Source organism: Streptomyces sp. ITFR-6 (assembly GCF_031844725.1).
In the GTDB taxonomy this organism is placed as follows: Bacteria; Actinomycetota; Actinomycetes; order Streptomycetales; family Streptomycetaceae; genus Streptomyces.
Genome location: NZ_CP134612.1, coordinates 8,071,700 through 8,097,680, shown reverse-complemented (window position 1 = coordinate 8,097,680; position 25,981 = coordinate 8,071,700). Strand labels below are relative to the sequence as shown.

Sequence of the window (25,981 nt, the reverse complement as noted above, 5' to 3'; positions counted from 1 at the left end):
CCCTACTGTGCCGCAGCCCTCGTCCCCCCGCGATCCTGCCCATGGGCCCCTCCGGGTCCATGAGCAGGTGCGTCCGGGTTCCGGGGTCAGGCCCGCAGCCAGACCGCGGTGTCCTGCGGGAGCCTGCCCGCGCCGTCGAGCGGGCCGCTGGCCAGCAGTACCGAGGTGTGCTCGGGCAGCTCGGCCGCCTCCGCGGCCAGGTTGACCACGCACAGGAGTCCGTCGGTGCGGCTGAGGACGAGCACCCCCGGCGCCGCGTCCAGCCACGTCAGCTCGCGCGCGCCCGGCTCCCCCGTCGTGGCGAACCCCGGCTCCTCGCGGCGCAGCCGCAGCGCCTCGCGGTACAGGGTGAGCATCGACTCCGGGTCGTCGCTCTGCAGGTCCGCGGCGTACGAGGCCCAGTCGTCCGGCTGCGGGAGCCAGGGTTCCGCGTCGCCTCCGAACCCGGCGTACGGGCCCTGCGCCGACCAGGGCAGCGGCACCCGGCAGCCGTCGCGGCCGGGGTCCGCGCCGCCCTTGCGGAAGTGCATCGGGTCCTGGATGCGGTCCAGCGGGATGTCCACCTCCGGCAGGCCGAGTTCCTCGCCCTGGTAGAGGTACGCGGCGCCGGGCAGGGCCAGCGAGAGGAGGGCCGCGGCGCGGGCACGGCGGGTGCCCAGGGCCAGGTCCGTCGGGGTGCCGAAGGTCTTCGCGTCGAAGTCGAAGCCGGTCTCGGCGCGGCCGTAGCGGGTGACGGTGCGGGTCACGTCGTGGTTGCACAGGACCCAGGTGGCGGGGGCCCCGACCGAGGCGTGCTCGGAGAGCGTGTCGTCGATGGCGGTCCGCAGCAGTCCGGCGTCCCAGGGACAGGCCAGGAAGTTGAAGTTGAAAGCGGTGTGCAGTTCGTCGGGGCGCAGGTAGCGGGCGAACCGTTCGGCGTCCGGCAGCCAGACCTCGCCCACGAAGACGCCGCCGTACTCGTCGCCGATGGCGCGCCAGGCGCGGTAGATGTCGTGCAGTTCGTCGCGGTCGACGAAGGGGTGCGGGTCGCCCTCGGCGAAGTCGGGCAGCGCGGGGTCCTTGGCGAGCAGGGCCGCGGAGTCGATCCGTACGCCGGCGACGCCGCGTTCGAACCAGAAGCGCAGCACCTCCTCGTGCTCCTGGCGGACCGCCGGGTGGGCCCAGTTGAGGTCGGGCTGCTGGGTGGCGAAGAGGTGGAGGTACCACTCGCCGTCGTCCAGCCGGGTCCAGGGGGTGCCGCCGAATTCGGAGACCCAGTCGTTGGGCGGGATCGCGCCGTCCGGGCCGCGTCCCTTGCGGAAGTGGAAGAGGTCGCGCTCGGGGCTGCCGGAGCCGGCTTCGAGGGCGGCCCGGAACCAGGCGTGCTGGTCGGAGACGTGGTTGGGCACGATGTCGATGATGGTGCGGATGCCGAGTTCGCGGGCCTCCGCGATCAGCTTCTCCGCCTCGGCCAGGGTGCCGAACGCGGGGTCGATGGTGCGGTAGTCGGCCACGTCGTAGCCGCCGTCGGCGAGCGGCGAGAGGTACCAGGGGGTGAACCAGAGTGCGTCCACGCCGAGTTCGACGAGGTAGGGCAGCCTGGCCCGTACTCCCGCGAGGTCGCCGGTGCCGTCACCGTCGCCATCGGCGAAGCTGCGTACATAGATCTGGTAGATGGCTGCGTCGCGCCACCAGTTCGCGGTGGGCTCGGACGGACAGTTGGCTGCCACGTGGCGTTCCTTTCGGGCAGGTGGTACTCCGCCGCCGGCCCCCGAGCGGGGCAGGACGGTCGGGCCGGCGGCGGAGTGCTGAGGGGAAGGCGGCTGTGCGGGGTCCCGGCGCGGGGCGGTGTGGCGGGGGTCAGCCCTTGAGGCCGCCCGCGGTCAGACCGCCCATGATGTTGCGCTGGAAGATCAGGAAGATGAGCAGCGTGGGGATGGAGGCGATGGTGAGCGCGGCGATCAGGATGTTCTCCGGTACGCCGCTGGCCAGCGAGTAGATGCCCACGTTGAGGGTCTGTTTGCTCGGGTCGGGCAGGGTGAGCATCGGCCAGAGGAAGTCCTTCCACACGCCGACGATGGCGAAGATGGAGACGACTCCAAGGATCGGCCGGGAGATCGGCAGGATGATCGAGCGCAGGGTGCGCAGCGGTGAGGCGCCGTCGATGGACGCGGCGTCGAGCAGCTCACGCGGGATCGAGTCGAAGAATCGCTTCAACAGGAAGATGTTGAACGCGTTGGTGACCGACGGCAGCCAGATCGCCCAGGGGGTGTTGACCAGGTTCCGCTGGAAGACCGGGACGTCCAGGATGGTCAGGTACTGGGGGACGACCAGCACGGTGGCCGGGATCATCAGGGTGGCCAGCATCATGCCGAGGATCACCTTGCCGAACACCGGTCGCAGCTTGGACAGCGAGTACGCCGCCGCGACGTCGAAGATCAGCTGGAAGGCGAGCGCGCCGAAGGCGTAGTACAGGGTGTTGAACAGCAGCTTGGACAGGTCCATCACGGTCCAGGCCTGGCTGTAGTTCTCGGTGTGGACGGAGCTGGGGAAGGCCGTGGGCGGGCTCTGTACGACTTCCTGGGTGGTCTTGAGACCACCGGTGACCATCCAGTACAGCGGTCCGAGGAAGGCCACGGTGAAGACGATGACCACTACGGCGAAGGTGATCCAGTAGAACGTCTTGCCGCGGCGTCTGCCGAGCTGGGCCGGTGAGATCAGGGTCCGCTGGCGGCCGAGGTCGGCCGCGCGTTCGGCCCTGCGGCGGACCGCTCTGCGGCTCTCGCTCCCGCGCCGGGAGACTAGCGTGTTCGATGCCATGGTCGTGCTCCCGTCCTAGTCTTCGCTGCTGCGGCTCAGTCGTACGTACACCGCGGAGAATCCCGCGAGGACGACGAGCAGGACGAGGCCGAGTGCCGCCGCGCTGCCGTAGTTGTTGAAGTTGAAGGCGTACTGGTAGATGAGGTAGACGACGGTGGTGGTGGACCCCTCCGGGCCGGCTCCGTTGGTGAGCAGGAACGGCTCGGTGAAGACCTGCATCGTCGCGATGATCTGCATGAGCAGGAGCAGCGAGAGGATGAGCCGGGTCTGCGGGATGGTGACGTGCCAGATCTTGCGCAGCAGGCCCGCGCCGTCGAGCTCCGCCGCCTCGTACAGCTCGCCGGGGATGCCCTGGAGGGCGGCCAGGTAGATCAGCGTCGCGCCGCCCATGTTCATCCAGGTCGCCGCGATGACGACGGAGAGCATGGAGGTGTCGGTGTCCTGGAGCCACTGCTGTGCGGGCAGGTGGAAGATCTCCAGGATGCGGTTGAAGAGGCCGTATCCGGGGTCGTAGAAGTACTTGAAGAGCAGTACGGAGGCGACCGGCGGCAGCATGACGGGGAGGTAGACCAGGAGCCGCAGGTAGCCCTGTGCGTGCCGGAACTCGTTGAGCACGATGGCGACGACGAACGGGACGACGAAGCCGAGCAGCAGCGCGAGCACGGTGTACTGCAGGGTGTTGCGCCAGGCCTGCCAGAAGGCCGGGTCGTTGAAGACGTACGTCAGGTTGGACCAGCCGGCCCAGGTGGTTTCGCCGTTCTCGGACTTCTGGAAGGCCAGGATGAACTCCCGGACCATCGGATACCAGGAGAAGAACGAGAAGCAGAGCACCGCTCCGATGAGGAAGCCGTGGGCTGAGATGTTGCGGCGCACGGCGCGCAGGAACTCCTCGCGGGCGGAGGTCCGGCGTGCGGGGCCTGGAAGTCCTGGCCCAGGCCTGGCGGCCTTGGGGGAGGACAGGGTAGGGGCCGACATGGTGTCTCCTAGGTGCCGGTGAACTGAAGCGCAGTAGTCGGACGGGGCCGGAATGCGGGACCGGGTCCGCGTGACCCGGTCCCGCGCGTCCGTTACTGGTTCGCCAGAACCTGGTTGACCTGCTGCTCAGCGGTGGAGAGCAGCTTGTCGATGTCGGCGTCCCTGTTGGTCAGGACACCGGACATGGCGTTGTCGAGGATCTTGTAGATCTCCTGGGCCTTCGGCGGCTCGGCCTTGCCCGGGACGGGGTTGTCCATGAAGGCCTTGAAGTTCTCGACGGGCATCGTCGCGTCCTTGGCCCGTGCGGCGTCGTCCTTGGTCTTCGAGTCGTTGAGGAAGAAGTTCGGCTGCGGCAGCCCGACGGGGAGCTTGTCGGCCTTGGTGCGGGCCCAGTCGAACTGTCCCTTGCCCGGGGTGAGGTTCTTGAAGTTGAGCCAGGCGATGCCGGCCTTGATCTGGTCGGGCGAGCTGCCCTTCTTGATCATGTAGTTGTTGCCGCCGAAGAGAGTGCCCTTGCCGCCCGGGATCGGGCCGAGGCCGAAGGTCTCGTACTCCGCGCCGAGCTGCTGGACCATGTAGGCGATGTCGTCGGGGGCGGCCAGGAACATGCCCAGCTTGTCGCTGGCTATCTGCTTCTGGAGGTCGCCCCACTTCAGCAGCTGGGTCTTGCCCATGCTGTCGTCCTCCCAGCGCATGTCGTGCAGCTGCTGGAGGACCTGCTTGCCGGTGGCGTTGTTGAAGGCCGCCTTCTTGCCGGAGGCGTCCACGATGTCACCGCCGAGGCCGAACTGGGTGGCCGCGAAGTGCCAGCCGCCGTTGTTGCCGGCGCTGTACTCGCCGTAGCCCGAGATGCCCTTGCCCAGGCCCGCGATCTTCTTCGCGGCCTTGCGGACGTCCTCCCAGGTGGACGGCGGGTTGTTCGGGTCCAGACCGGCCTGCTTGAACAGCTTCCGGTTGATCATCAGGCCCATGGTGTAGTTGCTGGTCGGCAGGGCGTAGAGCTTGCCGTCCTTGCGGGCCACATCGACGACCTGGGTCTGGATGTCCTTGAGCGCGGGCACCGACTTGTCGTTGACGTAGGCGGAGATGTCCTCGGCGCCGTCGTTGTCCAGGACCTGCTGGAGGTCGCTGAAGTACGCGTAGAAGACGTCGGGCTGCGACTTGCCCTTCAGCATCGCCGTGAAGCGGGGCGGCTCGTTGCACTGGCCGGGAGTGGACTTCCCGTTGATCGTGACGTTCGGGTACTGCTTGTTGAACGTCTTGATGTCCTCGTTCCACTCACGCAGCTCCGCGGCCTTGGCCGCCGGCGGCATACAGTCGATCGAGATCGTCACCTTCGTCTTCGGGTCGAGCGGCGCCGACGGGTCGGACGATCCCTTGGATCCACTGCCGTTGTCACCGTTGTCGCTGCTGCTGCTCGTGCCGCAGGAGGCGAGAGCGGTCAGGGCGAGTGCGGTGACAAGGGCAGCCGCTGAGGCACGGCTTGTACGGCGGGTGCGGCTGAACCCAGCACTTCTCATCGATGGTCCCCTTCGGGCATGAGCATGGAAGGCCCTCGGCCGGCTCTCTGCCGGGGCGAGGTTCACTCAACCAGCGCCGACATGTGAACGCAATATCTCGCGCAGTTTTCGTAAAAGTCTGACAGTCCGTTGCGCGCCACTGTGAGGTACGACAGAGGCATGCCACCCGGCTCCACACAGCCGAGACAGCATGCCAAGGGCGGTTCCGCACGGTTCGTGACCGCTCCGCGGTTCCGCTTCCGCAAACTTCGCACGGGTGGGCGCAAGGAATTTGCGCACCACGGAACGCCGTCCGGCAAGCCGGACGGCGTTCCTGTGTGCGAGGGGGTTACGGGTTGATGTTGATCTTCATGGTGGAGGTCGTGTTCTTCACGTCCTGCGCGTTGCCGCTGAGCTTCAGGCCGTTGAAGGTGACCTCACCGACGGCGGGCCCCTGGCCGGCCTCCGGCATCTCGTTGGCCCACAGTCCGAAGCCGGACTTGGCGTCGAAAGCGTCCCCGCTCTTGCGGGCGCCGGTGATCGAGATGTCGGTCAGTACGGTGTCCTTGATCGGGAACTGCGGCTGTCCTCCCACGTAGTTGGTCTGGAACATGATGCCGCTGTACGTCGGGTCGACGATGTCGACATGGTTGATCCGGATGCCCTGGAACACCTTGGAGGCGGAGAACAGCCAGATACCGGGGAAGGTCTGCGTCCCCCAGAAATGGCCTCCGGAGCGGATGACGGAGACGTTCTCGATGGTCGTCGGCTCGGTGCCGAACCCGTTCATCGGGTAGCCGAAGTCCAGCGAGCTCACCGTGATGCCCGAGTAGACCAGGGTGTCCACGATCAGGATGTTGCGGAAGGTGTTGTCGTAGCCGCCGTAGACGGCGACACCCGCCGCACGCCAGGTCAGGATCGAGGTCAGGTTCTCGTACACGTTGTTCTTCATGTCCGAGCCACCGGAGTCGATGGCCGAGAACAGGGCGAAGCTGTCGTCGCCCGTGGCGCGGGACTCGTTGTTGACGACGTGGTTGTCCGTCGAGCCGTTGGTCATGTTGATGCCGTCGGCGAACGTGTCACGGATGCGGGAGTTCTTGATGGTGATGCTGTCCGTGTTCGCGCCCCAGTAGAGGCACACCGTGTGCTCGTTCCAGACATTGTCGATCGTGATGTCCGAGACGTTGGAGAAGTCGAACACCTTGCCCGGTCCGTCGATGCGCGAGGTGTAGTTCCCGAAATACGCGAAGTTGGCGAACGACGAGCCCTTCGCACTGGCCTCCGCACGGAATCCGTTGTCGGTGTTCTCCTGGCCTGACGGTGCGAAGAACCTGGTGTACCAGGGACCCGCGCCGACGACCTCCACGGCCTTGCCGTAGACCTGGAACTTGCTCGCGGTCCGGTAGTCACCGGCCGGCAGGTAGACGCCGACCAGCTTGCCCGTGGTGTCCATCCGGACCTTGTCCAGGGCGTTCTGGACATCCTGGTGGGTGAATCCGGTGGGCACGGCGTAGGCGGCCGGGTCCGGGTTGGCGATCTGCGTGGCCTGCTCCAGGCTGACGAAGTCGATCGCGTAGGTGGAGGTGTTCGCCGCGTCCTTCTGGAGCCGGATCTTGCTGCCCGCCGGGACGGTCTTGCCCAGCATCACGTTCGCCTCGTCGTAGATGTGCCGCGGCGAACCCGAGCCCGGGGAGTTACCGGGTCCGGTCTCGGCGCCGTACAGCCACGCGTACTTCGAGGTGAGGTCGATCGCCTTGAGGAAGGTGCCGTCCACGTAGAGGTTCAGCTTGGAGTCGATGCCTCCGCCGCCCGCGGAGTCGGGGATGGAGAACCGGGTCACCAGGGTGTTGGTGCTCGCCCTGGTGGTGAACTCCACGTAGTTGCCGGTGCTGTCGAGGGTGACGGCCTTGCGGCCGGACGCCTCGCCCGCGATGTCACCGACGGTCCGGTTCGGACCGACGACCTTGGCGCCGCCCCCGGTGACACCGTCCTCCGCCTCGTACATGTCGTACGGCATGTTGGCGCCGCGGCCGACGAAGAACGAGCTGCTGGCGGTGTTGTTCTCCCGCTTCACCGGGAGTTCGTTGGTGTCGTCCGCGATCACCGTCCGCACGGTGTACGAGCCGTTGACCGCGGTCCAGCTGCCCAGGCTCACCGGCGCACTGGTCGCGCCCGCCGCGATGGCCCCGTTGTAGGTGCCGGTGAGGGTCTTCACCGTGGCGCCCTTGGCGTCGAGCAGGCTGAGCGTGACGGCGTGGCCGCCCGCGGCGGACGCCACGGAGCCCTGGTTCTTGATGGCGACGGAGAAGGTGACGTTCTGGCCGTTGGACGGGGCCGACGGGGAGGTGCTGACCCCGGTGGAGACCAGGTCCGAGCTGGCGACCGGCTTGACGACCAGAGCGGTCGTGCTCGTGTAGGTGTTGTCGGTCTCGTTCTGCTCGATGACGTCGTTCGCCGGGTCCGCGACGGCGCTGACCTCGTAGCTGCCGGCGTCACGCGGTCCGATCGCCGCACTGACCTGGGTGGAGGCACCCGCGGCCAGCGCGCCCACGGACCCGGTGGCGACCTTGCTGCCGCGGAGCCGGAATTCGACCTTGCTCGCCGGTGCCGCGACGGAGCCGCTGTTGCGCACCGTCGCGGTCAGCGTGACCGGGTCCGACTCGACGGGTGCGGCGGGAGCCGCGGTCACCGAGCTGACCTGGAGGTTCGGGTTGGGTGCCGGGGCGCCCAGCACCTGGAACTCCGCGACCTGACCGGCACCGGAGCCGGTGTTGGAGTTGAACTTCAGCTGGACGTCGGCGACCCGGCCGCTGACCGGAATGGTCACCGCGTTGCCGCTGCCCGGACTGAACGCGTAGTCCTTGGCCGCGACCAGGCTGGTGAAGGAGGAGGCACTCTGCTCCCGGCCCAGGACCTGGATGTTCTGGGTCCTGGGCCCCCAGCTGCTGTCCGGGTTCAGCTTCACGACGACGCTGTCGGTCCCGGCGTTCGCGCCCAGCTTCACCGTCAGCGTGTTCGGGTAGCTGCCCCCGGCACCCTCCCAGTAGGTGCTCAGGCTGTTGTCGTTGGCGTTCTCCGCGACGAACGTGTGGACCACGGACGAGGCGGTGATGGGCTTGCCGACCGCGAGGTTGGACGCCGCGCTCGTGCTGCCGTTGCGGGTGACGGTGTTGCTGTCGCCCGACACGTTGCCCGCCGCGTCCTTGGCCCGGACGGTGTAGGAGACCGTGGTGGCGGTCGACTGGGTGTCGGTGTAGGTGGTGACATCGCCGGCCACGCTCTTGCGCAGCACGTTGTTGGCGTAGATGTCGTACCCGGTGACGCCCTTGTTGTCGGTGGACGCCTGCCAGACCAGCTTGACCTGCCCGGCGGTCGCCTCGGTGAAGCTCAGGCCGGCCGGTGCGGTCGGTGCCTGGGTGTCGCCGGAGTCGCCGGTCCGGGTGACGGTGTTGCTGTTCCCCGAGACATTGCCCGCCGCGTCCTTGGCCCGGACGTAGTACGACACGGTCGAGCCGGCCGGACGGGTGTCGGTGAACGTGGTGACGTTGCCGGCCACGCTGGTCAGCAGCGTGTTGTTGGCGTAGATGTCGTAGCCGGTGACGGCGGTGTCGTCCGTCGCCGCCTTCCAGGTCAGCTTGATCTGCCCGGTGGCCGGCTCGGTGTACGCCAGCTGCGAGGGGGCGGTGGGCGCCTGGGTGTCGCCCGAGGTGGGCCCGTAGATCTCCAGCTCGGAGACCTGGGCGCCGGGCTGGACGGAGTTGGCGGAGACCAGGACGCGTACGTAGCGGGTGGTCGTGGCGTCGAAGCCGATCGTCGCCGTCTCACCGGCCGTGGGGCTGAAGGTGTAGGCCTTGGACTGCGTCAGGTCGGTGAAGTCCGAGCCGTTGGTGCTGCCCTGGATCTTCAGGGTCTGGGTGCGCGACTCCCAGCCGTCGGGCAGCCGCAGCACCACGCGGTCGACCCGGACCGAGGAGCCGAGGTCGGCCTGGATCCACTGCGGAAGGTCGCCGTTGCGGCTCTCCCAGTAGCTGGCCGCGTTGCCGTCGTTGGCCTGGGCGGCGATGTAGGTCTGGATGTAGCTGCTGGCCGTGAGCGTGCGGCCGGCGGCCAGGTTCACCGACGACTCGGCCGCCGCGCGGACCTCCAGCTCGGAGAGCTGGCCGTTCTTCGCGACGGTGTTCGCGGTGATGTTCGCCCGTACGAACCGGGTCCGGGTGGCCGGGAAGCTGATGGTCACCTTGTTGGAGCTGCCCGGCGCGAAGGTGTAGGCGGCCGAGGTCTTCAGCGTGGCGAAGCTGGTGCCGTCGGCGCTGCCCTGGAGTGACAGGGTCTGCCGGCGGGTCTTCCAGTCGGCGGGAAGCTTCAGGGTGACCTGGTCGATGCGGGTGACCTTGCCCAGGTCGCTCTGTACCCACTGGGGCAGGGCGCTGCTCGACCCCTCCCAGTACGTCGACTGCTCGCCGTCGGCGATGTTCCCGGCGGCCTTCCCGCTGCCGGCGCTGCTCGCGGCCGCCTTCTGGTCGGCGGCGATGTTCGGGCCGCCGGCGGCGGATGCGCTGATCGCCGGCCACCCGACCATCAGCAGGCTGGTGGTGACAGTGGCGGAGAGAACCCGCCATCTCCAGCGTTGCGTTCTCATAGGTCCCCGATCTTCGGCCTCGGCGCAGGGCGCGTCCAAGGCGCGGCTCTTTCTGCGTACCTGCTGGGGGCATGCTTTCCTGCGCCCACAGGATGGACTTTTGCGTATTACGGTCAGAGAGTTGCAGAAAAATGACGGTGAGTCCACCGTCGTGACAGAAACCGCGACCTAAGCGGATTGACTCACACCGGCTCAACTGCCCTGACAAATAAGGCAATAGATGGCTCATCGGCCATCAACGAGCCCACGCAGAAGGTCCTGCAAATGGGCTGCAATTTACGCAATAGATTTGCGTAAAAGTGAAAGGCGCTGAAAGCGCCAGCTCGGACAGGGACCGGACGGACAAGGAAACGCCGGAGGGGCCGGCCGAGTTATACAGCTGAAACTGTACAACTCGTCCTGTACGTTCTACCGTGGAGCGCATGAACGAGAGCCCGCGCACGTCGCCCTCAGCGGTTCAGGCCTCACGAGAGGTCCGTACGGTCATCGGCCGGCTGCGGCGCCGCATCCTGAACGCCGCAGAGGCAGAGGACATCACCTTCGGCCAGGAGTCCGTGCTGACCCGGCTGTCCGCCAGTCCGGGCATCACGGCCAGTGAGCTGGCCACGGCCGAGGGCGTGCGCCACCAGTCGGTGACGGCGACGCTCGCGTCGCTCACCGCCCTGGGGCTCGTGGAACGCCGCCCCGACCCCGGTGACGGGCGCCGCCTGCTGGTCGCGCTGACCGAGGCGGGGCACCAACGGGTGGCGGAGGGACGCCAGGCCCGGCAGGAGTGGCTCGCCGGTGAGCTGCAGGAGCGGTGCACAGAGGAGGAACGGCAGGCCGTGATCGCCGCGATGGCCGTACTGGAGCGCCTGACCCATGACTGACCGGACGAAAGCGGAGCGCGGCCGCGCGGCGACGGCGGGCTTCGACCGGCGGCTGCTGCCGCCGATGCTGCTGGGCTCGGTCCTGAACCCGGTCAACTCGACGATCATCGCCGTCACGCTCATACCCATCGGCAAAGCGCTCGGCGCCCCGCCCGCCCAGACCGCGTGGCTGGTTTCGGCGCTCTACCTGGCCACCGCCCTCGGGCAGCCCGTCATGGGCCGGCTCATCGACATCTTCGGGCCGCGCAGGCTCTTCCTCGTCAGCACCACCCTGGTCGGGGTCGCCGGCGCCATCGGCACCGTGGCGCCGAACCTGGGCGTGCTGATCGCCTCACGCGTCCTGCTCGGGTTCGGCACCTGTGCCGGGTATCCCGCCGCGATGGCGCTGCTGCGCAGCGAGGCCAGGCGGACGGGCCGGGACAGCCCCGGCGAGGTGCTGACCGCCCTGGCCGTCGCCAACCAGACCATCGCCGTGATCGGCCCGCTGCTCGGCGGCCTGCTGATCGGATTGGGCGGCTGGCGCACCACGTTCGCACTGAACGTGCCCCTCGCCGGCGCGGCCCTGCTGCTGGGGCTGCTCCGGCTGCCCAGAGAGGCCGGCACCGGGGAGTCCCCGCAGCGCGGACGGATCGCCGCCCAGCTCGACCTGCCCGGGATGGCACTGTTCGCCGCGATGCTCGTCTCCCTGCTGCTTTTCCTGATGAACCTTCACCTGCGCGACTGGTACCTCCTGGCCATCGCCGCCGCCGCGAGCGCCGCGTTCGCGGTACGGGAGCTGCGGGCGCCCACCCCGTTCATCGACCTGCGGGTGCTGGGCGGCAACACGCCGCTGCTGGCCACCTACGGGCGCGCGCTCGTCGCCTACGTCGTCTCGTACGCCTTCCTCTACGGGTTCACCCAGTGGACGGAGGAGGGCTTCGGGCTCTCGCCCTTCCACGCCGGGCTCGTCCAGATCCCCATGTTCCTGGTGGCCATCGGGGTTTCGGTCCTCACCGGGCGGCGCAAGGGGGTCCGCGGCAAGCTGATCGCCGGCGGGCTCGGCCAGATCGCCGCCTGTGCGGTGATGCTGACGCTCACCGGGGCGAGTCCGGTGTGGACGCTGATACTCGTCGCCCTGATATTCGGCGTCCCGCAGGGGCTGAACAGCCTGGCCCTGCAGAACTCGGTCTACTTCCAGGCCGATCCCGAGCGCACCGCCTCCTCGGCCGGACTGCTGCGCACCTTCGCCTATGTGGGCTCGATGGTCGCCTCCTCCACGGCGGCCGCCTCCTTCGGCCGGCGCGTGGACACCGGCGGTATGCACCACCTCGCCTGGATCATGCTCGGCGCGGCCGTGCTCTACCTCCTGATGACCCTGTTCTACCGCACCCTCAGCCGTGCGCCGGGCAAGGACTCCCCGGCCGCGGCGCCGCAAGCGCGTTAGCCCCCGACCGCCCGTCGCACGCTCAACTCACCGAAAGGCCCGCACCATGTCCCGTACCGCGCTGCTCTCGATGGATCTCCAGCTCGGCCACCTCGGCCACATGCCCGCCGACTACCTGCCCCACGCCGTGCGCGCTCTCACCACGGCCCGCGCCGCGGGAATCCCCGTCATCCACGTGACGCTGCGGCTGCGCCCCGGCCATGCCGACGCCCATCCCCGCAACAAGACCTTCGGATCGCTTGCCGCCCACCTCTTCACCGCCGACGACCCGGGCGCCGCGATCCACCCGGACGCCGCCCCGGCCGAGGGCGAGACCGTCGTCCACAAGAACCGCGTCAGCGCGTTCGCGGGCAACAACCTCCAGCAGATACTCGCGGTCCAGGACATCGGTCATCTCGTCCTGGCCGGCGTCTCCACGGGGGGCGTCGTCCTGTCCACCGCGCTTCAGGCGGCCGACCTCGACTACCGGGTGACCGTCCTGTCCGACGCCTGCGCCGACCCCGATCCCGCGCTGCACCGCACGCTCGTGAACGACCTCCTCGCCCGCCGCTGCGAGACCGCCACCGTCGCGGAATGGGCTCTCGCCCTCAAGACCTCCTGAGCGCACCGGGGCTCGGACCTCCATAGAATGTGAGCGACCGCCCCGCCGTTGACGACTGCTCACGGCGCCCGCCCGGCCGAGGGAAGACGCAACGGTGTACCAGCCCGACGAGTTCGCATTCACCGAGACCGGCTGGCGGGCCCCGACGGCCGCCCGGAGCACCGGTGTTCCCGCGCTGTGGATCGTGGACGCGCAGCGGGAGGGCGAACGGGCGCAGGCGCTGGCCCCGGCCATCCTCGACGCGCAGGAGCTCGCGCGGGCCGGGAGCCTGGCCGTCGAGGCCGACCGCTTCTGCTTCGTCGCCTCGCACGTGGCTCTGCGGATGCTGCTGGGGACGCGGCTCGGCGTCGCCCCCGAGGCCGTGCGGCTGACGCGGGAGCCGTGTCCGTCCTGCGGCGGGCCGCACGGCCGTCCCGCGACCGAGGGCGGCGTGCACTTCTCGCTGTCGCACACCCGGGGCGTCGCGCTGCTCGCGCTCGCGGACGAGCCGGTGGGGGTGGATGTGGAACGCGCCCCGGAGAACCGCATCGTCTCCGAGATCGGGGACCAGCTGCATCCGGCGGAGCGCGAAGAGCTGGCGGCGCTGCCCGCCGAGGAGCGGCCGGCCGCCTTCGTACGCGCCTGGACGCGCAAGGAGGCGTATCTGAAGGGCACCGGGATCGGGCTGGCCGACGGGATCTCGCACGACCACCTGGGGACCGGCCCGGTGCCGCAGCCGGGCCCCCCGGGCTGGACCGTCACCGATGTCGCGGTCCCCCTCGGATACGCGGCGGCGGTCGCCGTCCGCACGGCGGGGCGCCCGCCCGCACACGAAGACGAACGGTGAAGATGGCCCGGCGGGCAGATCGCACCGACCGACCGATACGGAGGAGTGGCAGATGCCGCACACACGAGCCGGACAGCAGGCGCGCCCCGAGGACCTGACCGATGTGGCCCGGCTGGTGACCGCGTACTACACGCTGCACCCGGATCCCTCGGAGGCCGGCCAGCGGGTGGCGTTCGGCACCTCGGGGCACCGGGGTTCGTCGACGGCCACCGCGTTCAACGAGGACCACATCGCCGCGACGAGCCAGGCGATCAGCGAGTACCGGGCCGGCCAGGGCACGGACGGGCCGCTCTTCCTCGGGGCCGACACCCACGCGCTGTCGGAGCCGGCCCGGGTCACCGCCCTCGAAGTGTTCGCGGCGAACGAGGTGACCGTCCTCGTCGACTCCGCCGGCGGTTACACCCCGACGCCCGCGGTCTCGCACGCCGTACTCGCCCACAACCGGGGCCGTACCTCGCGTCTCGCCGACGGTGTGGTGGTCACGCCGTCCCACAACCCGCCCGGTGACGGCGGGTTCAAGTACAACCCGCCGAACGGCGGTCCGGCCGGGTCCGCGGCGACCGGCTGGATCCAGGAGCGGGCCAACGAGATCATCGCGGGCGGGCTCAAGGACGTCCGCCGGATGCCCTGCGTCCGCGCGCTGGCGGCGCCCACGACCGGGACGTACGACTTCCTCGGCAGCTATGTGACGGATCTTCCGTCCGTGCTCGACCTCGACGCGGTGCGCGCCGCGGGGGTGCGGATCGGCGCCGACCCGCTGGGCGGGGCGTCGGTCGCGTACTGGGGCCGCATCGCGGAGCAGCACCGGCTCGACCTGACCGTGGTCAATCCGCTCACCGACCCCACCTGGCGGTTCATGACGCTGGACTGGGACGGCAAGATCCGGATGGACTGCTCGTCCCCGTACGCGATGGCCTCGCTGATCGGGCAGCGCGACCGCTTCGACATCGCCACCGGCAACGACGCCGACGCGGACCGGCACGGCATCGTCACCCCCGACGCGGGCCTGATGAACCCGAACCACTACCTCGCCGTCGCCATCGACTACCTGTACCGGCACCGGGACCGGTGGCCGGCGGAAGCGGGTATCGGCAAGACCCTGGTGTCCTCGGGAATGATCGACCGGGTCGCCGCCGGTCTCGGCCGGCGACTGGTCGAGGTGCCGGTCGGATTCAAGTGGTTCGTGGACGGTCTGGCCGACGGATCGCTGGGATTCGGCGGCGAGGAGTCGGCCGGGGCCTCGTTCCTGCGCCACGACGGATCGGTGTGGACGACGGACAAGGACGGCATCCTGCTCGCGCTGCTCGCCTCCGAGATCCTCGCGGTCACGGGCGAATCGCCGTCCGCGCACTACGCCGCTCTGGTCTCCCGGTTCGGCGAGCCGGCGTACGCCCGGATCGACGCCCCGGCGGACCGCGAGCAGAAGGCCGTGCTGGCGCGGCTCTCCCCCGAGCAGGTCGGCGCCGACACCCTCGCGGGCGAACCGGTCACGGCCGTGCTCACCTCGGCGCCGGGCAACGGGGAGGCGATCGGCGGCATCAAGGTGACCACGGAGAACGCCTGGTTCGCCGCCCGGCCCTCGGGCACGGAGGACGTCTACAAGATCTACGCTGAGTCCTTCCTCGGCACCGAGCACCTCGGCCGGGTCCAGGAGGAGGCCAAGGCCGTCGTCTCGGCCGCCCTGGAGAGCTGACCCCACCGCACCCCGCACGGCCTCGGTCCCGCCTCACCCGTCCGGCCCCGCACGGTGGCGGGCCGGACGGGAGGTGCGCAGGCTGTCCGAGAGCCGTCGATTCGCTGGGACGGCGGAGCCCGATGGGGGTCGACGTGTCGGACGCCGGTGGAACGGTCCCCGGGACGTCCACGGGTGACGTCATGTCGGTGGCGCTCCTGGACGCCTTGTTCAGCCAGTCCGCGGTAGGCCTGCACGTCCTGGACACGGAGCTGCGGGTGGAGCGCGCCAACCCGCTGTCCGACGTGGTCGACGCCGAACAGATCGTGGGACTGCACTTCACCGAGGCCTACCGGTTCGACGATCCGGCCGGGGCCGAACAGCTGGTGCGCGGCGTGCTGGAGAGCGGCAGACCCTTGCTCGACCAGGTGATCCGGGGTCGGCTGGCGCAGGCGCCCGGCCCCGCCCACAGCCTGCGGGTCACCCTGCACCGGCTGGACGGCCCGACGGGGCGGCCCCTCGGGGTGCTGGCCGCGGTCGTCGACATCAACGAGCGGGGAGAAGGCCCGTGCCCGCGCGGACTGCCTGACGGCGGTGCGCCGGAGGTGGGCCACTCCCTCGATGTGGTGGCGACCTGCGAGGGCCTGGTCGCGGCCCTGGCACCGAGGTTCGCAGACTTGGCCGTGGTCGAGGTGGTGGACGAGGTCCTGCGGGGCTCGCCCCCGCCGGCCGGTCCGCTGGGACGCGAAGTCCCCTTGCGCCGGGCGGCGCAACGGGGGGGCCGGTGGCGACGGCATGGCCGAGGACATGCGGCGGCTGCCGGACCCACGCCGTTCGCGCTCGCCGTCACGGACCTGCGCCCCGGCTGTCCCCGCTCGGCCCGGACACCCCGTGGCTGGCCGCGGATCCGGACAGCCGCGGATGATCGAGGTGTCCGGGGCACACTCACTGATCGTGGTGCCGCTGAAGCTGCACGGCGCCGTGCTGGGCCTGGTGAGCCTCTACCGGTTCCGCGGAACCGAGCCGTACGACGAGAACGACGTCGCGCTCGCGCTGACGGCAGCCGCCCACGCCGCGCTGAGCATCGAGAACGCCCGGCGCTACGAGCACGACCACGTGATCGCCTCCACCGTCCAGCGCAGGCTGCTCCCCCCGCACGACCGTGCCCGGGTCGCCGTCGAGACCGCGCACATCCTGCTGCCGGGGCGCAACAGCGGCTGCTGGTTCGACACGGTCGGGCTGTCGGGTGCGCGTACCGCGCTGATCATCGGCAATGTCGAGGGGCACGGGCTGCAGACGGCCATCACCATGGGGCAGCTGCGCACGGTCATCCACGCGCTGGCCGGCCTCGACCTGGAGCCCGACGAGGTGCTGGCCCGGCTCAACGACACGGCCGACCGGCTGGCCCGCGAGCGCAGGTCGCTGCCGCCCGGCGACTCGCTGCACAACCAGGCCCTGACATCTACGTGCATGTACGCGGTCTACGACCCGTTCGCCCGGACCTGCGCCGTGGCGCGGGCGGGGCATCCGGCGCCGGTGGCCGTCGGGCCCGACGGCAGCCCGGTGGTCCTGGACGTCCCCGAGGGCCCGCCGCTCTTCTCCGACGACAGCGCCCCCGTCGCCACGGCGACGGTCCGGCTCGACGAGGGCAGCGTGCTGGCGTTCCTCACCGGTTCGCTGGTGTCGGACGCCCGGTCCATGGCCGGGGTGCGGGAAGCGCTCGCCATTCCGGGATCGCCCGCTGCGGCAGCTGTGCGACGCGGTCGTCCACAACCTGCCCGCCGGCGCCCATCCCGACGGTGCCGCGCTGCTTCTCGCCAGGACCGGCGTCGTCCCGGCCGACCGGGTCGCGACCTGGGAACTGGCCCACGACCGGACCACACCCGTCATGGCCCGCTCACTCGTCCGGGACCGGCTGGAAGGGTGGAACCTCGACGAGGAGACAATCGAGGCGACCGAACTCATCGTGAGCGAGCTGATCATCAACGCGGTCCGCTACGGAACCCCGCCGCTGCATCTGCGTCTGCTGCTGGACCGCACCCTGACCTGTGAGGTCCACGACACCAGTCCGATGGCGCCCAACCTGCGCCAACGCGCGCACCCTGGACGAGGGTGGCCGCGGCCTGTTCATCGTCTCCCAGCTCGCCACGCACTGGGGCACCCGGTACGGCGCAGAGGGCAAGGCTCTGTGGACCGAACAGGAGGTCCCCGGTCCGCAGTCCCCTGCTCCGGAGGGCGGCTGAGGAACGGGGGCGGCGCACCGCGGCCGGGTGGGCCGTGGTGCGCCGCGGTCAGGAAGCCGGCGGCGGTCCCGGGTTCAGGGGCGGCCGCAGTGGTGGCGGCCCCAGGACTTCGAGTCGACCTTGTGGCCGCGCGCGTCCTTGAGGGTCGCCGTGTCACTGTTGTCCCAGACGTAGCGGCGGAGGTCCTGGTAGACGTCGTGGCTGTTGTCACGGCCGACACCGGTGTGCACGCGCACCGAGGAGCGGCCCGCCAGGCGCAGATCGAAGCGGTAGGTGCGGTGGCTCTCGTCACTGAGGGTCCAGCCACGCAGGTTGACCGAACCTCGGCCGGTGTTGGTGACGGTGACCCACTCACCGTTCAGGCTTCGGTTCGATCCGTTGTCGCGGCCGGGGCTGTCGTACTGGATCTTGCCCAGGACGACGGCCGAGCGCGGGGCCGGCTTGCTGTGGTCGTGGCCGTAGCCGTCTGCTGCCGCAGGAAGGGCGGCGGTGATCCGCCGTGCGGAACGGGACATGAAGACCCCTCAGGTGCAGGCCAGGACCGTGCGGTCCGGGCGTTGTCCGGCCCCGGCGTCATGCCGGGAAGCCGCACTTTGAACCTGTTGCCCGTTCCGTGGACAGCGCCCCGGTACGTGTTACGAAGTGCAGACATTTCCGTCACACGCGGCTGCAGGCACCACCCACCGAACCCTCCGGGTACCTGTCAATCCCTGTCCGCTGCACCTACCCGTACGACGCCGGGTTGACGGGGCCGTACGCTCCTTGCTCTCCCAGCGTCGCGGGCCCACACCCGGTGTTTGAATCCGGTACCGAAACCAGTAACAGTCACCGCGCGGACGGACCTGAACGCCCGTTCCGTTACCGCCGGAAAGCACGCACGGAGGTTCACCCGAACACCTGATGAACCGAGGTTCACGACCCGGCGGGTGCGGCGTCCGGGACGGGGCGCCTCCCGGACCGGCCTAGCAGGACCACCGAGCACACGGCGGCGAACGCGCACCAGGTCGAGACGAACTCCAGCCGCCACAGCGCGGCGCAGACCGCGGCCCCGGCCGCGGCCAGTCCGCCGAGCCACGTCAGCCACCGGTCGCCGGACAACAGCAGCGATCCGACAGTGGCCAGGAGATAGCCCGCGACGAGCAGCACGGGGAGCGGAAGGTCGAGCACATAGCCCAGGGTGTGTCCCCTGATCCGGGCGGTCACCGGCCGGACGGCGAGGCCGTACCCGAGGACGGCGGATGTCGCGGCCCCGGCCGCCAGCGGCACCAGCAGGCGGCGCCGGGCATGCGGCGGCGCGGCGCACAGGACGCCCGCCGGCACCCAGAGCGCCAGCAGCGGCAGGGCGATGACCGCCCAGGCCACGGTCGCCGGGCCGGTGCCGCCCTCCGCACGCCACACCGCGGACTCGATGATCTGATGGGCGCCCAGCAGCAGCGGGAGCGCGGCGAGCGGAAGATCCCGGGCCCGGCGGGTACGCAGGACACAGGCTGTGCCGACCGCCGCGATGGCGGAGCCCGCCACAAGGTCCGCGGTCGCGCTCCAGCACATGGCGTCACCCGGGGGTCTCTCGTTCGCGTGAACCGGTCCACTCGCCGGTCACGCTACGGCCCCCGCGGCGGGCGCGACAGCTGACGCGGCCGCGCGCGGTGAGGCTCAGGATGTAGCGTCCGACCAGGCATAGGGCGGCGGAACCGGCCCGTCGGGGTGCCCCGCGCCGGCTTCTCCGATCTCCCGGTCGGCCACGCTCATCAGCTGGGCCGCGACGTCGCGCATCGCACGGCTCGCCGCGAGCTCGTCACCGATGGTAGGCACATCCGGGTCCTGCGGGCTGCAGCGGGCGACCCCGTGACCGGTGAGTCTCGCCGTGCCGGTGTCCAGCACCGCCTCCGCCTTGGTCGCACCGTCCTGTTCTGACAGGTCGACGTGGACTGTCCACTCCATCGTCCGGCTCATCGCACACCTCCCGGCCCGCGCCGGCCGCCGTACGACGCCGCCACGCGGGTTCACTCCCAGCATCCACCCAACCGGCGCGCCCCGCGCGCCTGCCGCCGGGGACGCCTCGGACTGCGCGGATCACCGCGCCGAAATAGGATGAGCGGAGCCTCGTCCGGAACAACCGGCGCGCGGCCCCGTACCGGATCCGAAACGTTGACCTCCCGGATCGTCCGCCACGACACACCCTGTGGTGCGGCTCACCACCACACGCACTGGGGAGCGGCCCATGAACCGGCGTCACTCTCCCCGCTCGGCCAGTTCCGAGGAACTGCTGACCACGCTCCAGCAGCTCACCTCGCGGGCTCGCCGCGAGGTGGAGCTGCATCAGGCGCGGGTGGAGCTGGCGGAGGCGCTCCAGCGGGAGATGCTGCCCTCGTCGCTGCCCGATCTGCCTGGGCTGCAGACCGCCGCCCGATACGCGCCCGCACGCAGCGGTCTGGACATCGGGGGCGACTGGTACGACGGCTTCCGGCTCCCGGACGGTTCGTTGGCGTTCGCCATTGGGGACGTACAGGGGCACGATGTCGAGGCGGCGGCCTTCATGGGCCAGATCCGGATCGCGATGCGCGCGCTGGCCGTCACCGCGGTCGATCCGGGCGAAGTCGTGCGGCGGACCAATGACCTGCTGCTGTCCGTGGACTCCGGTCTCCTTGCCACCTGCACCTTCGTCCGGATAGACCCGGTCACCCGGGTGCTCCAAAGCGCCCGTGCGGGACATGTCGCCGCGGTGTGGGCCACGGTGGACGGACGGGCGGGTACCACCGCGGACGAGGGCGGGCTGCCGCTCGGGATCCAGGCCGGTGAGGACTATCCGGTCACCACGCGGCGTCTCACGACCCCCGGCGCCTTCGTGCTGCTGACCGACGGGGTGATCGAGGGTCCCTCCTACTCGATCGATGAGGGGCTGGACGCCGTGGTGCGGCTGGTGAGCTCGCGGGTCGGCGACGACGCGGACGAGCTGGCCGACGCGATCCTGGGGGCGGCGGAGCGCACCGGGCACGAGGACGACGCCGCCGTGCTCGTCGTGCGCCACGACGCGTTTCCCGCCGCTCCCGGATGACGCGGTGATCCGGGAGGTGCGTGTCACGCCACCTCCGCCGACCGGATCCGGTGTCTGATGAGGACCGTGATCCGTAGCGAGGAATTTCGGCGCAGGGCCGTGGAACTGCTGCGCATCCTGGCAGTCGCCGCCGCGTACTACGTGTCCGGCGGCCTGGGCCTGCTGAGACAGATCACCGTCAACGGCGCGGTGGTCACACCCCTCTGGCCGCCGACCGGTATCGCCTTAGGCTGCCTGCTCGTCATGGGACTGCGCGTCTGGCCCGGGATCGCCATCGGCTCGCTGGTCGTTATCGCAACCCTCAGCGGTTACGTGTCGCCGTCGACGGCGGCCGTCGTGGCGGGCAACACGCTCGCGCCCGTCTGCGCCTGCCTGATGCTGCGCCGGGTCGGCTTCCGGACGGAGCTGGACCGGCTGCGCGACGGAGTCCTGCTGGTCTTCCTGGGCGCGCTGGCCGGGATGGCCGTCAGCGCGACCACGGGCAGCGCCATGCTCGCGGTGGACGGAAAGCTGCCCTCCAGCGGGTTCTGGACGGTCTGGGTGGCATGGTGGGCCGGGGACGCCATGGGGGTGCTCGTGGTCACCCCGCTGGTGCTCGTGGTGCTACGCAAGGCGCGGCTGCCCCGGACGTCTGACCGGTGGATCGAGGCCGGTGCGCTGCTGGTGGTCACGGTCGCCGGTGCGCTCGTGGCCACCCGCGGTCCGCTGTCGATGCTCTATCTGGTGTTCCCGATCCTCATCTGGGCGGCGCTGCGGTTCCAGCTGGCGGGCAGCGCGCCGTGCGCGCTGCTGGTGTCCGTCCTGGCGGTGGTGGCAGGTACGGAGCAGGTGGGGCCGTTCGACGGAAACAGCACGCTGGAGGTGATGATCAACCTCACGGTGCTCAACGGGGCCGTGGCACTGACCTCGCTGCTGCTGGCCTCCGTCGTCGCGGAGCAGCAGAACATCCGCCGCCGGATCGAGCGCGCCTGCGAGGAGCTGGCCGATGTGGTGGACCATCTCGCGCCGGGCCGCTCGGCGGCCGCCTGGCCGTCCAGGGCAAGGGACGAGCGCGAGAGCCGCTGACCCGCGCCTGGCTGGTATTCAGCGCGGGAAGTGCCGGTCCAGGAAGTCGTTGCGGAAGGTGCCCTGCGGGTCGTAGCGGGCCATCAGCTTCTCGAAGTCCGCGTACCGCCCGTACAGCGTGCGCAGCGCATCGGGGGCGGTGGTGAACACCTTGCCCCAGTGCGGCCGGGCGCCGAACGGGGCCAGCGCCTCCTCGATCTCCCCGAGCACCGGCGCCACCGCCGCGGTGTCCGGTATCCAGGTGAAGTGGAAGGCCACCGAGTCCCGGCCGGACGCCGGGCTCAGCCACAGCTCGTCTTCCGCGACGCTGCGGATCTCGGAGATCTGGAGCAGCGGGGCGATCCGGTCCCGTAGCCTGCCCAGCTCCCGGTAGGCGGCTGCGGCGTACTCGCGGGCCACGAAGTACTCCGACTGCAGCTCGTCCCCGTTGCTCGGGGTGAATTCCAGCCGGAAGTGCGGCAGCCGGCTGTGCCAGGCGCCGGCCGCGCCCTGCTGCCGGGTGCAGTTACCGGCCGGCGCCCCGGGGATCGGGTGGCGCGGGCCGTCCGCGAGCCGCGCGCCCAGCCACTCCGCCGGTGCCTGCCGCGCTCCCCCGCTCCCGACACGCTGCTTGAGCCACACCTGGCCGACCGGTCCCGGGCGCCAGTCGGTGAAGACGCTGACGCTGTACGCGGCCGACATCACCTCGTCGAAACCGCCGGTCAGCCGGGACTCGGGCAGGTCCTCGTACACCCACTGCTGTACGTCGAAGGCCGGGACCACGTCCAGCGTCAGGCGGGTCACCACGCCCAGCGCGCCCACGGCGACCACCGCTCCGGGGAAGTCCGCGTCACCGCGTCGCAGCGAGACGGTCCCGCCGTCCGCCGTGACCATGTCCAGTGCCCGGACGGCGCCGGCGAGCGAGCGGTTCCCGGCGCCGGAGCCGTGGGTTCCGGTCGCGCAGGCGCCGGCCACCGAGATGTGCGGGAGCGAACCCAGGTTGTGCAGGGCGAAGCCGCGCTCGTGCAGTTCCCCGGCGAATTCACCGAAGCGCAGCCCCGCGCTCACCGTCACCGCTCCCGCGCCCGGGTCGATCTCGACGACGCGCGGCAGGCCCGCCACCGAGACCAGGTCCCCGGCGGTGTCGGCGACGGTGTTGAACGAGTGCCGGGTGCCCAGTGCGCGTACCGCGGTGGAAGCGGCCACGGTCTCCCGCAGCTCGGCCTCCGAGCGCGGTACGCACAGGCGCCTCGCCCCGAACGTGACATTGCCGGCCCAGTTCTTCTCCGCGGGAGTCACCGTGCGTCCTCTTTCACTCGTGTCCGGGCACAGTCCCCCGGCGGTGCATTCTCCCAGAAGGCGCTGCGGGCCCCTCGACCGAGGCGGCAGCACAACCGAACCGACCGGCCACGTAGGGTGGTTGGCGGAGCGCCAGTACATATCCGCACACCGCCCGATTCCGGTGCGTCCCCGATAGCGATACCCCCGCACAGAACCTGTGATCCAGCCCGGAACGGGACGAGTTCCAGCTCACACCGCATGTCTGAACTTCACTGGAACTCCAGCGAAATGGCACGTGTGTGGATATCGTGCACCGAGCGAGGGCGCGTCCGTCAGTCCCCAGGATCGACGGATGCGCCCTGTTTGTGGAGATGCAACTGTGACTGGGGGGTTCATGGGGCATGTCGAGCTACCCGAAACCGGAATGTCAGGACCCGTGGGACTGGCGGGGGCGCCATTACCACGGACCGCTTCGAACCGGCCCCGCAGCCAGGAGTTCGACCGGCTGCCGCAGGGCCCGACCGTACAGCGCGAGCGTTCCGCCCGGCCAGGGCCGAGGAGAGGGCCTGGCCGGTATCTGCCGCTGGTCGTCTGCTTCGACCTGCTGGGCCTCGGCGTTCCCGGCTGGCTCGTGCTGCGCACCGACGGCGAGCCCCGGGCCCTGGCCGGTGCGGTCGCGGCGGCGCTGGCCTGGTCGTGCGTACGGGCGGCGCGCGGCCGGTACTCGCTCCGGGCGCCCGGCCGGCCTCCGGGGGCGCTGACCGCGTCCGGGGACTGGCTGCTGCTCATCGGTGTGCTGGCGGTGCTCTGGACCGTCACCGACCCGGCCATCGATCCGGCGTCGGCGGTGGTGGCGCTGATTCCCGGCCTGCTGGCGACGACGGCCGTGTCCGGCGTCCGCCGGCTGCCCGCGCGGGGGAAGCGGCGGACGGCCCGCCGGGTGCTGGTGGTCGGGGCGGCCGCGGGGGTGGACCGGGCGGTGCGGCTGCTCGACTCCCGCGCGGACCACGGTTACGTCGTGGTGGCCGCCGTGCCGGTGGGGACGGCCGCGCTGGGCTGCGACTCTCCGGTGCCTGGCCGGCTCGCGCCCGCGCCGGCCGATGACGACGCCTCGACGGTACTGGGCGCGGCCTTCGCGTACGAGGCGGATCTGGCGCTGGTGATACCGGGGCCGGAGCTCACGGAGGAGCGATTAAGGCGGTTGTCCTGGGGGCTCCACGACGGCGGGCTGGAGCTGTCCGTGCTCTCGCACCTCTCGGAGATCGCGGCGGGCCGGGTCCGCCCCGCTTCGGCGGCCGGGCTGACCCTGCTGCACATCGTGCCTCCGCTGCGACGGGGACCGCAGGCCGCGCTCAAGGCCGCGGTGGACCGGAGCGGCGCCGTCCTCGGCCTGCTCGCCCTGGCCCCGCTGCTGCTGCTGGTCGCGGCGGCGGTGAGGTTCACCTCCGGCGGGCCGGTCTTCCACCGGCAGATCCGCCACGGGCAGCACAACCGGCCGTTCACCATGTGGAAGTTCCGCACGATGGTGGCCGACGCCGAGCAGCACCGCGAGCGGCTGGCCACGTGCAACGAGACCGACGGCCCGATGTTCAAGATGCGCCGCGACCCCCGCGTCACCCGGGTGGGCCGGCTGCTGCGCCGCTCGTCCCTGGACGAGCTGCCCCAGCTCCTCAACGTCCTTCGAGGTGACATGTCCCTGGTCGGTCCGCGCCCGCCGCTGCCGGACGAGGTGTCCCGCTACGACGAGCGCGAGCTGAGACGGCTCTCGGTCAAACCGGGGCTGACCGGCCTGTGGCAGGTCAGCGGGCGCTCCGACCTGTCCTGGCAGGAGACCGTCTCGCTCGACCTCTGGTACGTGGACAACTGGTCGGTGGCCACGGACATGGGGCTGATGGCCCGCACGCTGCGCGCCGTCACCGACGGCCGCGGGGCGTACTGAGTGCGGCGGCGGATGCGGGAAGCGGGAGGGGGCCGGGCGGGCGGCGGCGTGACGGTGTCCGCCCAGCCGGCCGGCCGGGCGGACCGCCGCTCAGACCTGGGCGCCCTGCTCCTGGAGCCACCAGGCGTAGGTCGCGGCGATTCCGTCACGCAACGCGATCCGTGGCGCGAACCCGAGGGAGGCCAGCCGGGACACGTCCAGCAGCTTGCGCGGGGTGCCGTCCGGCTTGCCGCCGTCCCATTCGATTCGGCCCTGATAGGACGTCACATCAGCTACTGTCGAGGCGAGTTCACGGATCGTCAGATCTCCGCCGGAACCGACGTTGACGGGCTCCTCGCCGTCGTAGCGTTCCAGCAGCAGCACGCAGGCGGCGGCCAGGTCGTCGACGTGCAGGAATTCCCGCCGGGGGCTGCCGGAGCCCCAGAGCGTGACGGCCGGAGCCCCGCCACGCCCTGCCTCGTGGAAGCGGCGGATCAGCGCGGGCAGGACGTGCGAGGTCTCCAGGTCGAAGTTGTCGCCGGGCCCGTAGAGATTGGTGGGCATGGCGCTGATGTAGGAGGCGCCGTACTGCCGGCGGTAGGACTGGGTCTGCACGATCCCGGCGATCTTCGCGAGCGCGTACGCCTCGTTGGTCGGCTCCAGCGGGCCGGTCAGCAGGGCGCTCTCGGGGATGGGCTGCGGAGCGCGCTTGGGGTAGATGCAGGAGGAGCCCAGGAAGAGCAGCCGCTCGACGCCCGCCGCGTGCGCCCCGGAGATCACGCTCAGCTGAATCCGCAGATTCTCCTCCAGGAATTGCACCGGGTAGGTGCTGTTGGCCATGATCCCGCCGACCTTGGCGGCGGCCAGCACCACGGCGTCCGGCCGGGCGTCACGCAGAAAGGCCGCGGTGCGCCCGGCGTCGCGCAGGTCCAGGCGGTCGCGGCCGCGAGTGACCACCTCGTGGCCTTCGGCGGTGAGGCGGCGCACCACCGCGGAGCCCACCAGACCTCGGTGGCCGGCGACGAACACCCGGGCGCCGGGCCGTAGCAGGGACGGGACGGATTCCTGGGAAGGGCCGGGGAGATCAGTCGTCATGGCTCGGATTGTGCCAGCAGCTCCATGACGCGGTGACGTTTT

Annotated in this window: 18 protein-coding genes and 3 pseudogenes; 11 read left to right on the top strand and 10 right to left on the bottom strand. The window is 70.5% G+C overall.

The window, feature by feature from the left end:
• Window positions 1-86: 86 nt before the first annotated feature.
• From RLT59_RS36605 to RLT59_RS36585, 5 genes are all read right to left on the bottom strand, one after another.
• A complete protein-coding gene (locus tag RLT59_RS36605) occupies window positions 87-1,709 on the bottom strand; it encodes a glycoside hydrolase family 13 protein (protein ID WP_311307374.1) in 1,623 nt (540 codons plus the stop codon).
• Window positions 1,710-1,839: 130 nt separating this feature from the next.
• The gene (locus RLT59_RS36600; RefSeq protein ID WP_311307373.1) at window positions 1,840-2,799 is read right to left on the bottom strand and encodes a carbohydrate ABC transporter permease; all 960 of its coding nucleotides are present in this window, start codon (window positions 2,797-2,799) and stop codon (window positions 1,840-1,842) included.
• 15 nt (window positions 2,800-2,814) lie between these two features.
• Entirely contained in the window at window positions 2,815-3,774 is a 960-nt protein-coding gene (locus tag RLT59_RS36595; protein ID WP_311307372.1) for a carbohydrate ABC transporter permease, read from the bottom strand.
• A gap of 92 nt (window positions 3,775-3,866) precedes the next feature.
• Window positions 3,867-5,294 carry an extracellular solute-binding protein gene (locus RLT59_RS36590; RefSeq protein WP_311307371.1) on the bottom strand — a complete coding sequence of 476 codons (1,428 nt, stop codon included), beginning with the start codon at window positions 5,292-5,294 and terminating at the stop codon, window positions 3,867-3,869.
• 328 nt (window positions 5,295-5,622) lie between these two features.
• Window positions 5,623-9,912 carry a discoidin domain-containing protein gene (locus tag RLT59_RS36585; protein WP_311307370.1) on the bottom strand — a complete coding sequence of 1,430 codons (4,290 nt, stop codon included), beginning with the start codon at window positions 9,910-9,912 and terminating at the stop codon, window positions 5,623-5,625.
• Between the two features lie 422 nt (window positions 9,913-10,334).
• On the opposite strand from RLT59_RS36585, the gene RLT59_RS36580 reads away from it, so the two are divergent.
• The 8 genes and pseudogenes from RLT59_RS36580 to RLT59_RS39535 all read left to right on the top strand — a co-directional run.
• Window positions 10,335-10,781, top strand: a complete 447-nt coding sequence (locus RLT59_RS36580) for a MarR family winged helix-turn-helix transcriptional regulator (RefSeq protein ID WP_311307369.1) — start codon at window positions 10,335-10,337, stop codon at window positions 10,779-10,781.
• Window positions 10,774-12,204 carry an MFS transporter gene (locus RLT59_RS36575; RefSeq protein WP_311307368.1) on the top strand — a complete coding sequence of 477 codons (1,431 nt, stop codon included), beginning with the start codon at window positions 10,774-10,776 and terminating at the stop codon, window positions 12,202-12,204. Before RLT59_RS36580 ends, RLT59_RS36575 begins: the two co-directional genes overlap by 8 nt.
• Window positions 12,205-12,250: 46 nt before the next feature.
• Window positions 12,251-12,805 carry a cysteine hydrolase family protein gene (locus RLT59_RS36570; RefSeq protein WP_311307367.1) on the top strand — a complete coding sequence of 185 codons (555 nt, stop codon included), beginning with the start codon at window positions 12,251-12,253 and terminating at the stop codon, window positions 12,803-12,805.
• 94 nt (window positions 12,806-12,899) lie between these two features.
• The gene (locus RLT59_RS36565; protein ID WP_311307366.1) at window positions 12,900-13,631 is read left to right on the top strand and encodes a 4'-phosphopantetheinyl transferase family protein; all 732 of its coding nucleotides are present in this window, start codon (window positions 12,900-12,902) and stop codon (window positions 13,629-13,631) included.
• 52 nt (window positions 13,632-13,683) lie between these two features.
• Window positions 13,684-15,324, top strand: coding sequence for a phosphoglucomutase (alpha-D-glucose-1,6-bisphosphate-dependent) (gene pgm, locus RLT59_RS36560; RefSeq protein ID WP_311307365.1), 1,641 nt, complete (start codon window positions 13,684-13,686; stop codon window positions 15,322-15,324).
• Between the two features lie 122 nt (window positions 15,325-15,446).
• Window positions 15,447-15,800 (top strand): annotated as a pseudogene (locus tag RLT59_RS36555) (PAS domain-containing protein); the annotation flags it as partial.
• 124 nt (window positions 15,801-15,924) lie between these two features.
• A pseudogene (locus RLT59_RS39540) lies at window positions 15,925-16,926 on the top strand (PP2C family protein-serine/threonine phosphatase); the annotation flags it as partial.
• Window positions 16,927-17,191: 265 nt separating this feature from the next.
• A pseudogene (locus tag RLT59_RS39535) lies at window positions 17,192-17,350 on the top strand (protein phosphatase); the annotation flags it as partial.
• Between the two features lie 270 nt (window positions 17,351-17,620).
• Here the strand turns inward: RLT59_RS39535 and RLT59_RS36545 are convergent.
• The 3 genes from RLT59_RS36545 to RLT59_RS36535 all read right to left on the bottom strand — a co-directional run bounded on the left by RLT59_RS36545 (window position 17,621) and on the right by RLT59_RS36535 (window position 19,499).
• A complete protein-coding gene (locus RLT59_RS36545; protein WP_311307363.1) occupies window positions 17,621-18,061 on the bottom strand; it encodes a lamin tail domain-containing protein in 441 nt (146 codons plus the stop codon).
• Between the two features lie 397 nt (window positions 18,062-18,458).
• Window positions 18,459-19,094 (bottom strand): DUF6629 family protein, encoded by a 636-nt coding sequence (locus RLT59_RS36540; RefSeq protein ID WP_311307362.1) that lies wholly within the window; start codon window positions 19,092-19,094, stop codon window positions 18,459-18,461.
• 105 nt (window positions 19,095-19,199) lie between these two features.
• Window positions 19,200-19,499, bottom strand: a complete 300-nt coding sequence (locus RLT59_RS36535) for a DUF1876 domain-containing protein (RefSeq protein ID WP_311307361.1) — start codon at window positions 19,497-19,499, stop codon at window positions 19,200-19,202.
• A 268-nt stretch (window positions 19,500-19,767) separates the two neighbouring features.
• Between RLT59_RS36535 and RLT59_RS36530 the strand changes: the two genes are divergently transcribed.
• Window positions 19,768-20,601 carry a PP2C family protein-serine/threonine phosphatase gene (locus tag RLT59_RS36530; protein ID WP_311307360.1) on the top strand — a complete coding sequence of 278 codons (834 nt, stop codon included), beginning with the start codon at window positions 19,768-19,770 and terminating at the stop codon, window positions 20,599-20,601.
• Between the two features lie 66 nt (window positions 20,602-20,667).
• The gene (locus tag RLT59_RS36525; RefSeq protein ID WP_311307359.1) at window positions 20,668-21,666 is read left to right on the top strand and encodes an MASE1 domain-containing protein; all 999 of its coding nucleotides are present in this window, start codon (window positions 20,668-20,670) and stop codon (window positions 21,664-21,666) included.
• A gap of 18 nt (window positions 21,667-21,684) precedes the next feature.
• On the opposite strand, the gene RLT59_RS36520 is transcribed toward RLT59_RS36525, so the two are convergent.
• Window positions 21,685-22,944 carry an FAD-binding protein gene (locus tag RLT59_RS36520; RefSeq protein WP_311307358.1) on the bottom strand — a complete coding sequence of 420 codons (1,260 nt, stop codon included), beginning with the start codon at window positions 22,942-22,944 and terminating at the stop codon, window positions 21,685-21,687.
• Window positions 22,945-23,350: 406 nt separating this feature from the next.
• Between RLT59_RS36520 and RLT59_RS36515 the strand changes: the two genes are divergently transcribed.
• Window positions 23,351-24,865: a sugar transferase gene (locus RLT59_RS36515; protein ID WP_311307357.1), complete on the top strand. Its 1,515-nt coding sequence runs from the start codon at window positions 23,351-23,353 to the stop codon at window positions 24,863-24,865.
• Between the two features lie 90 nt (window positions 24,866-24,955).
• On the opposite strand, the gene RLT59_RS36510 is transcribed toward RLT59_RS36515, so the two are convergent.
• Window positions 24,956-25,939 carry a GDP-L-fucose synthase family protein gene (locus RLT59_RS36510; protein WP_311307356.1) on the bottom strand — a complete coding sequence of 328 codons (984 nt, stop codon included), beginning with the start codon at window positions 25,937-25,939 and terminating at the stop codon, window positions 24,956-24,958.
• Window positions 25,940-25,981: the final 42 nt, after the last annotated feature.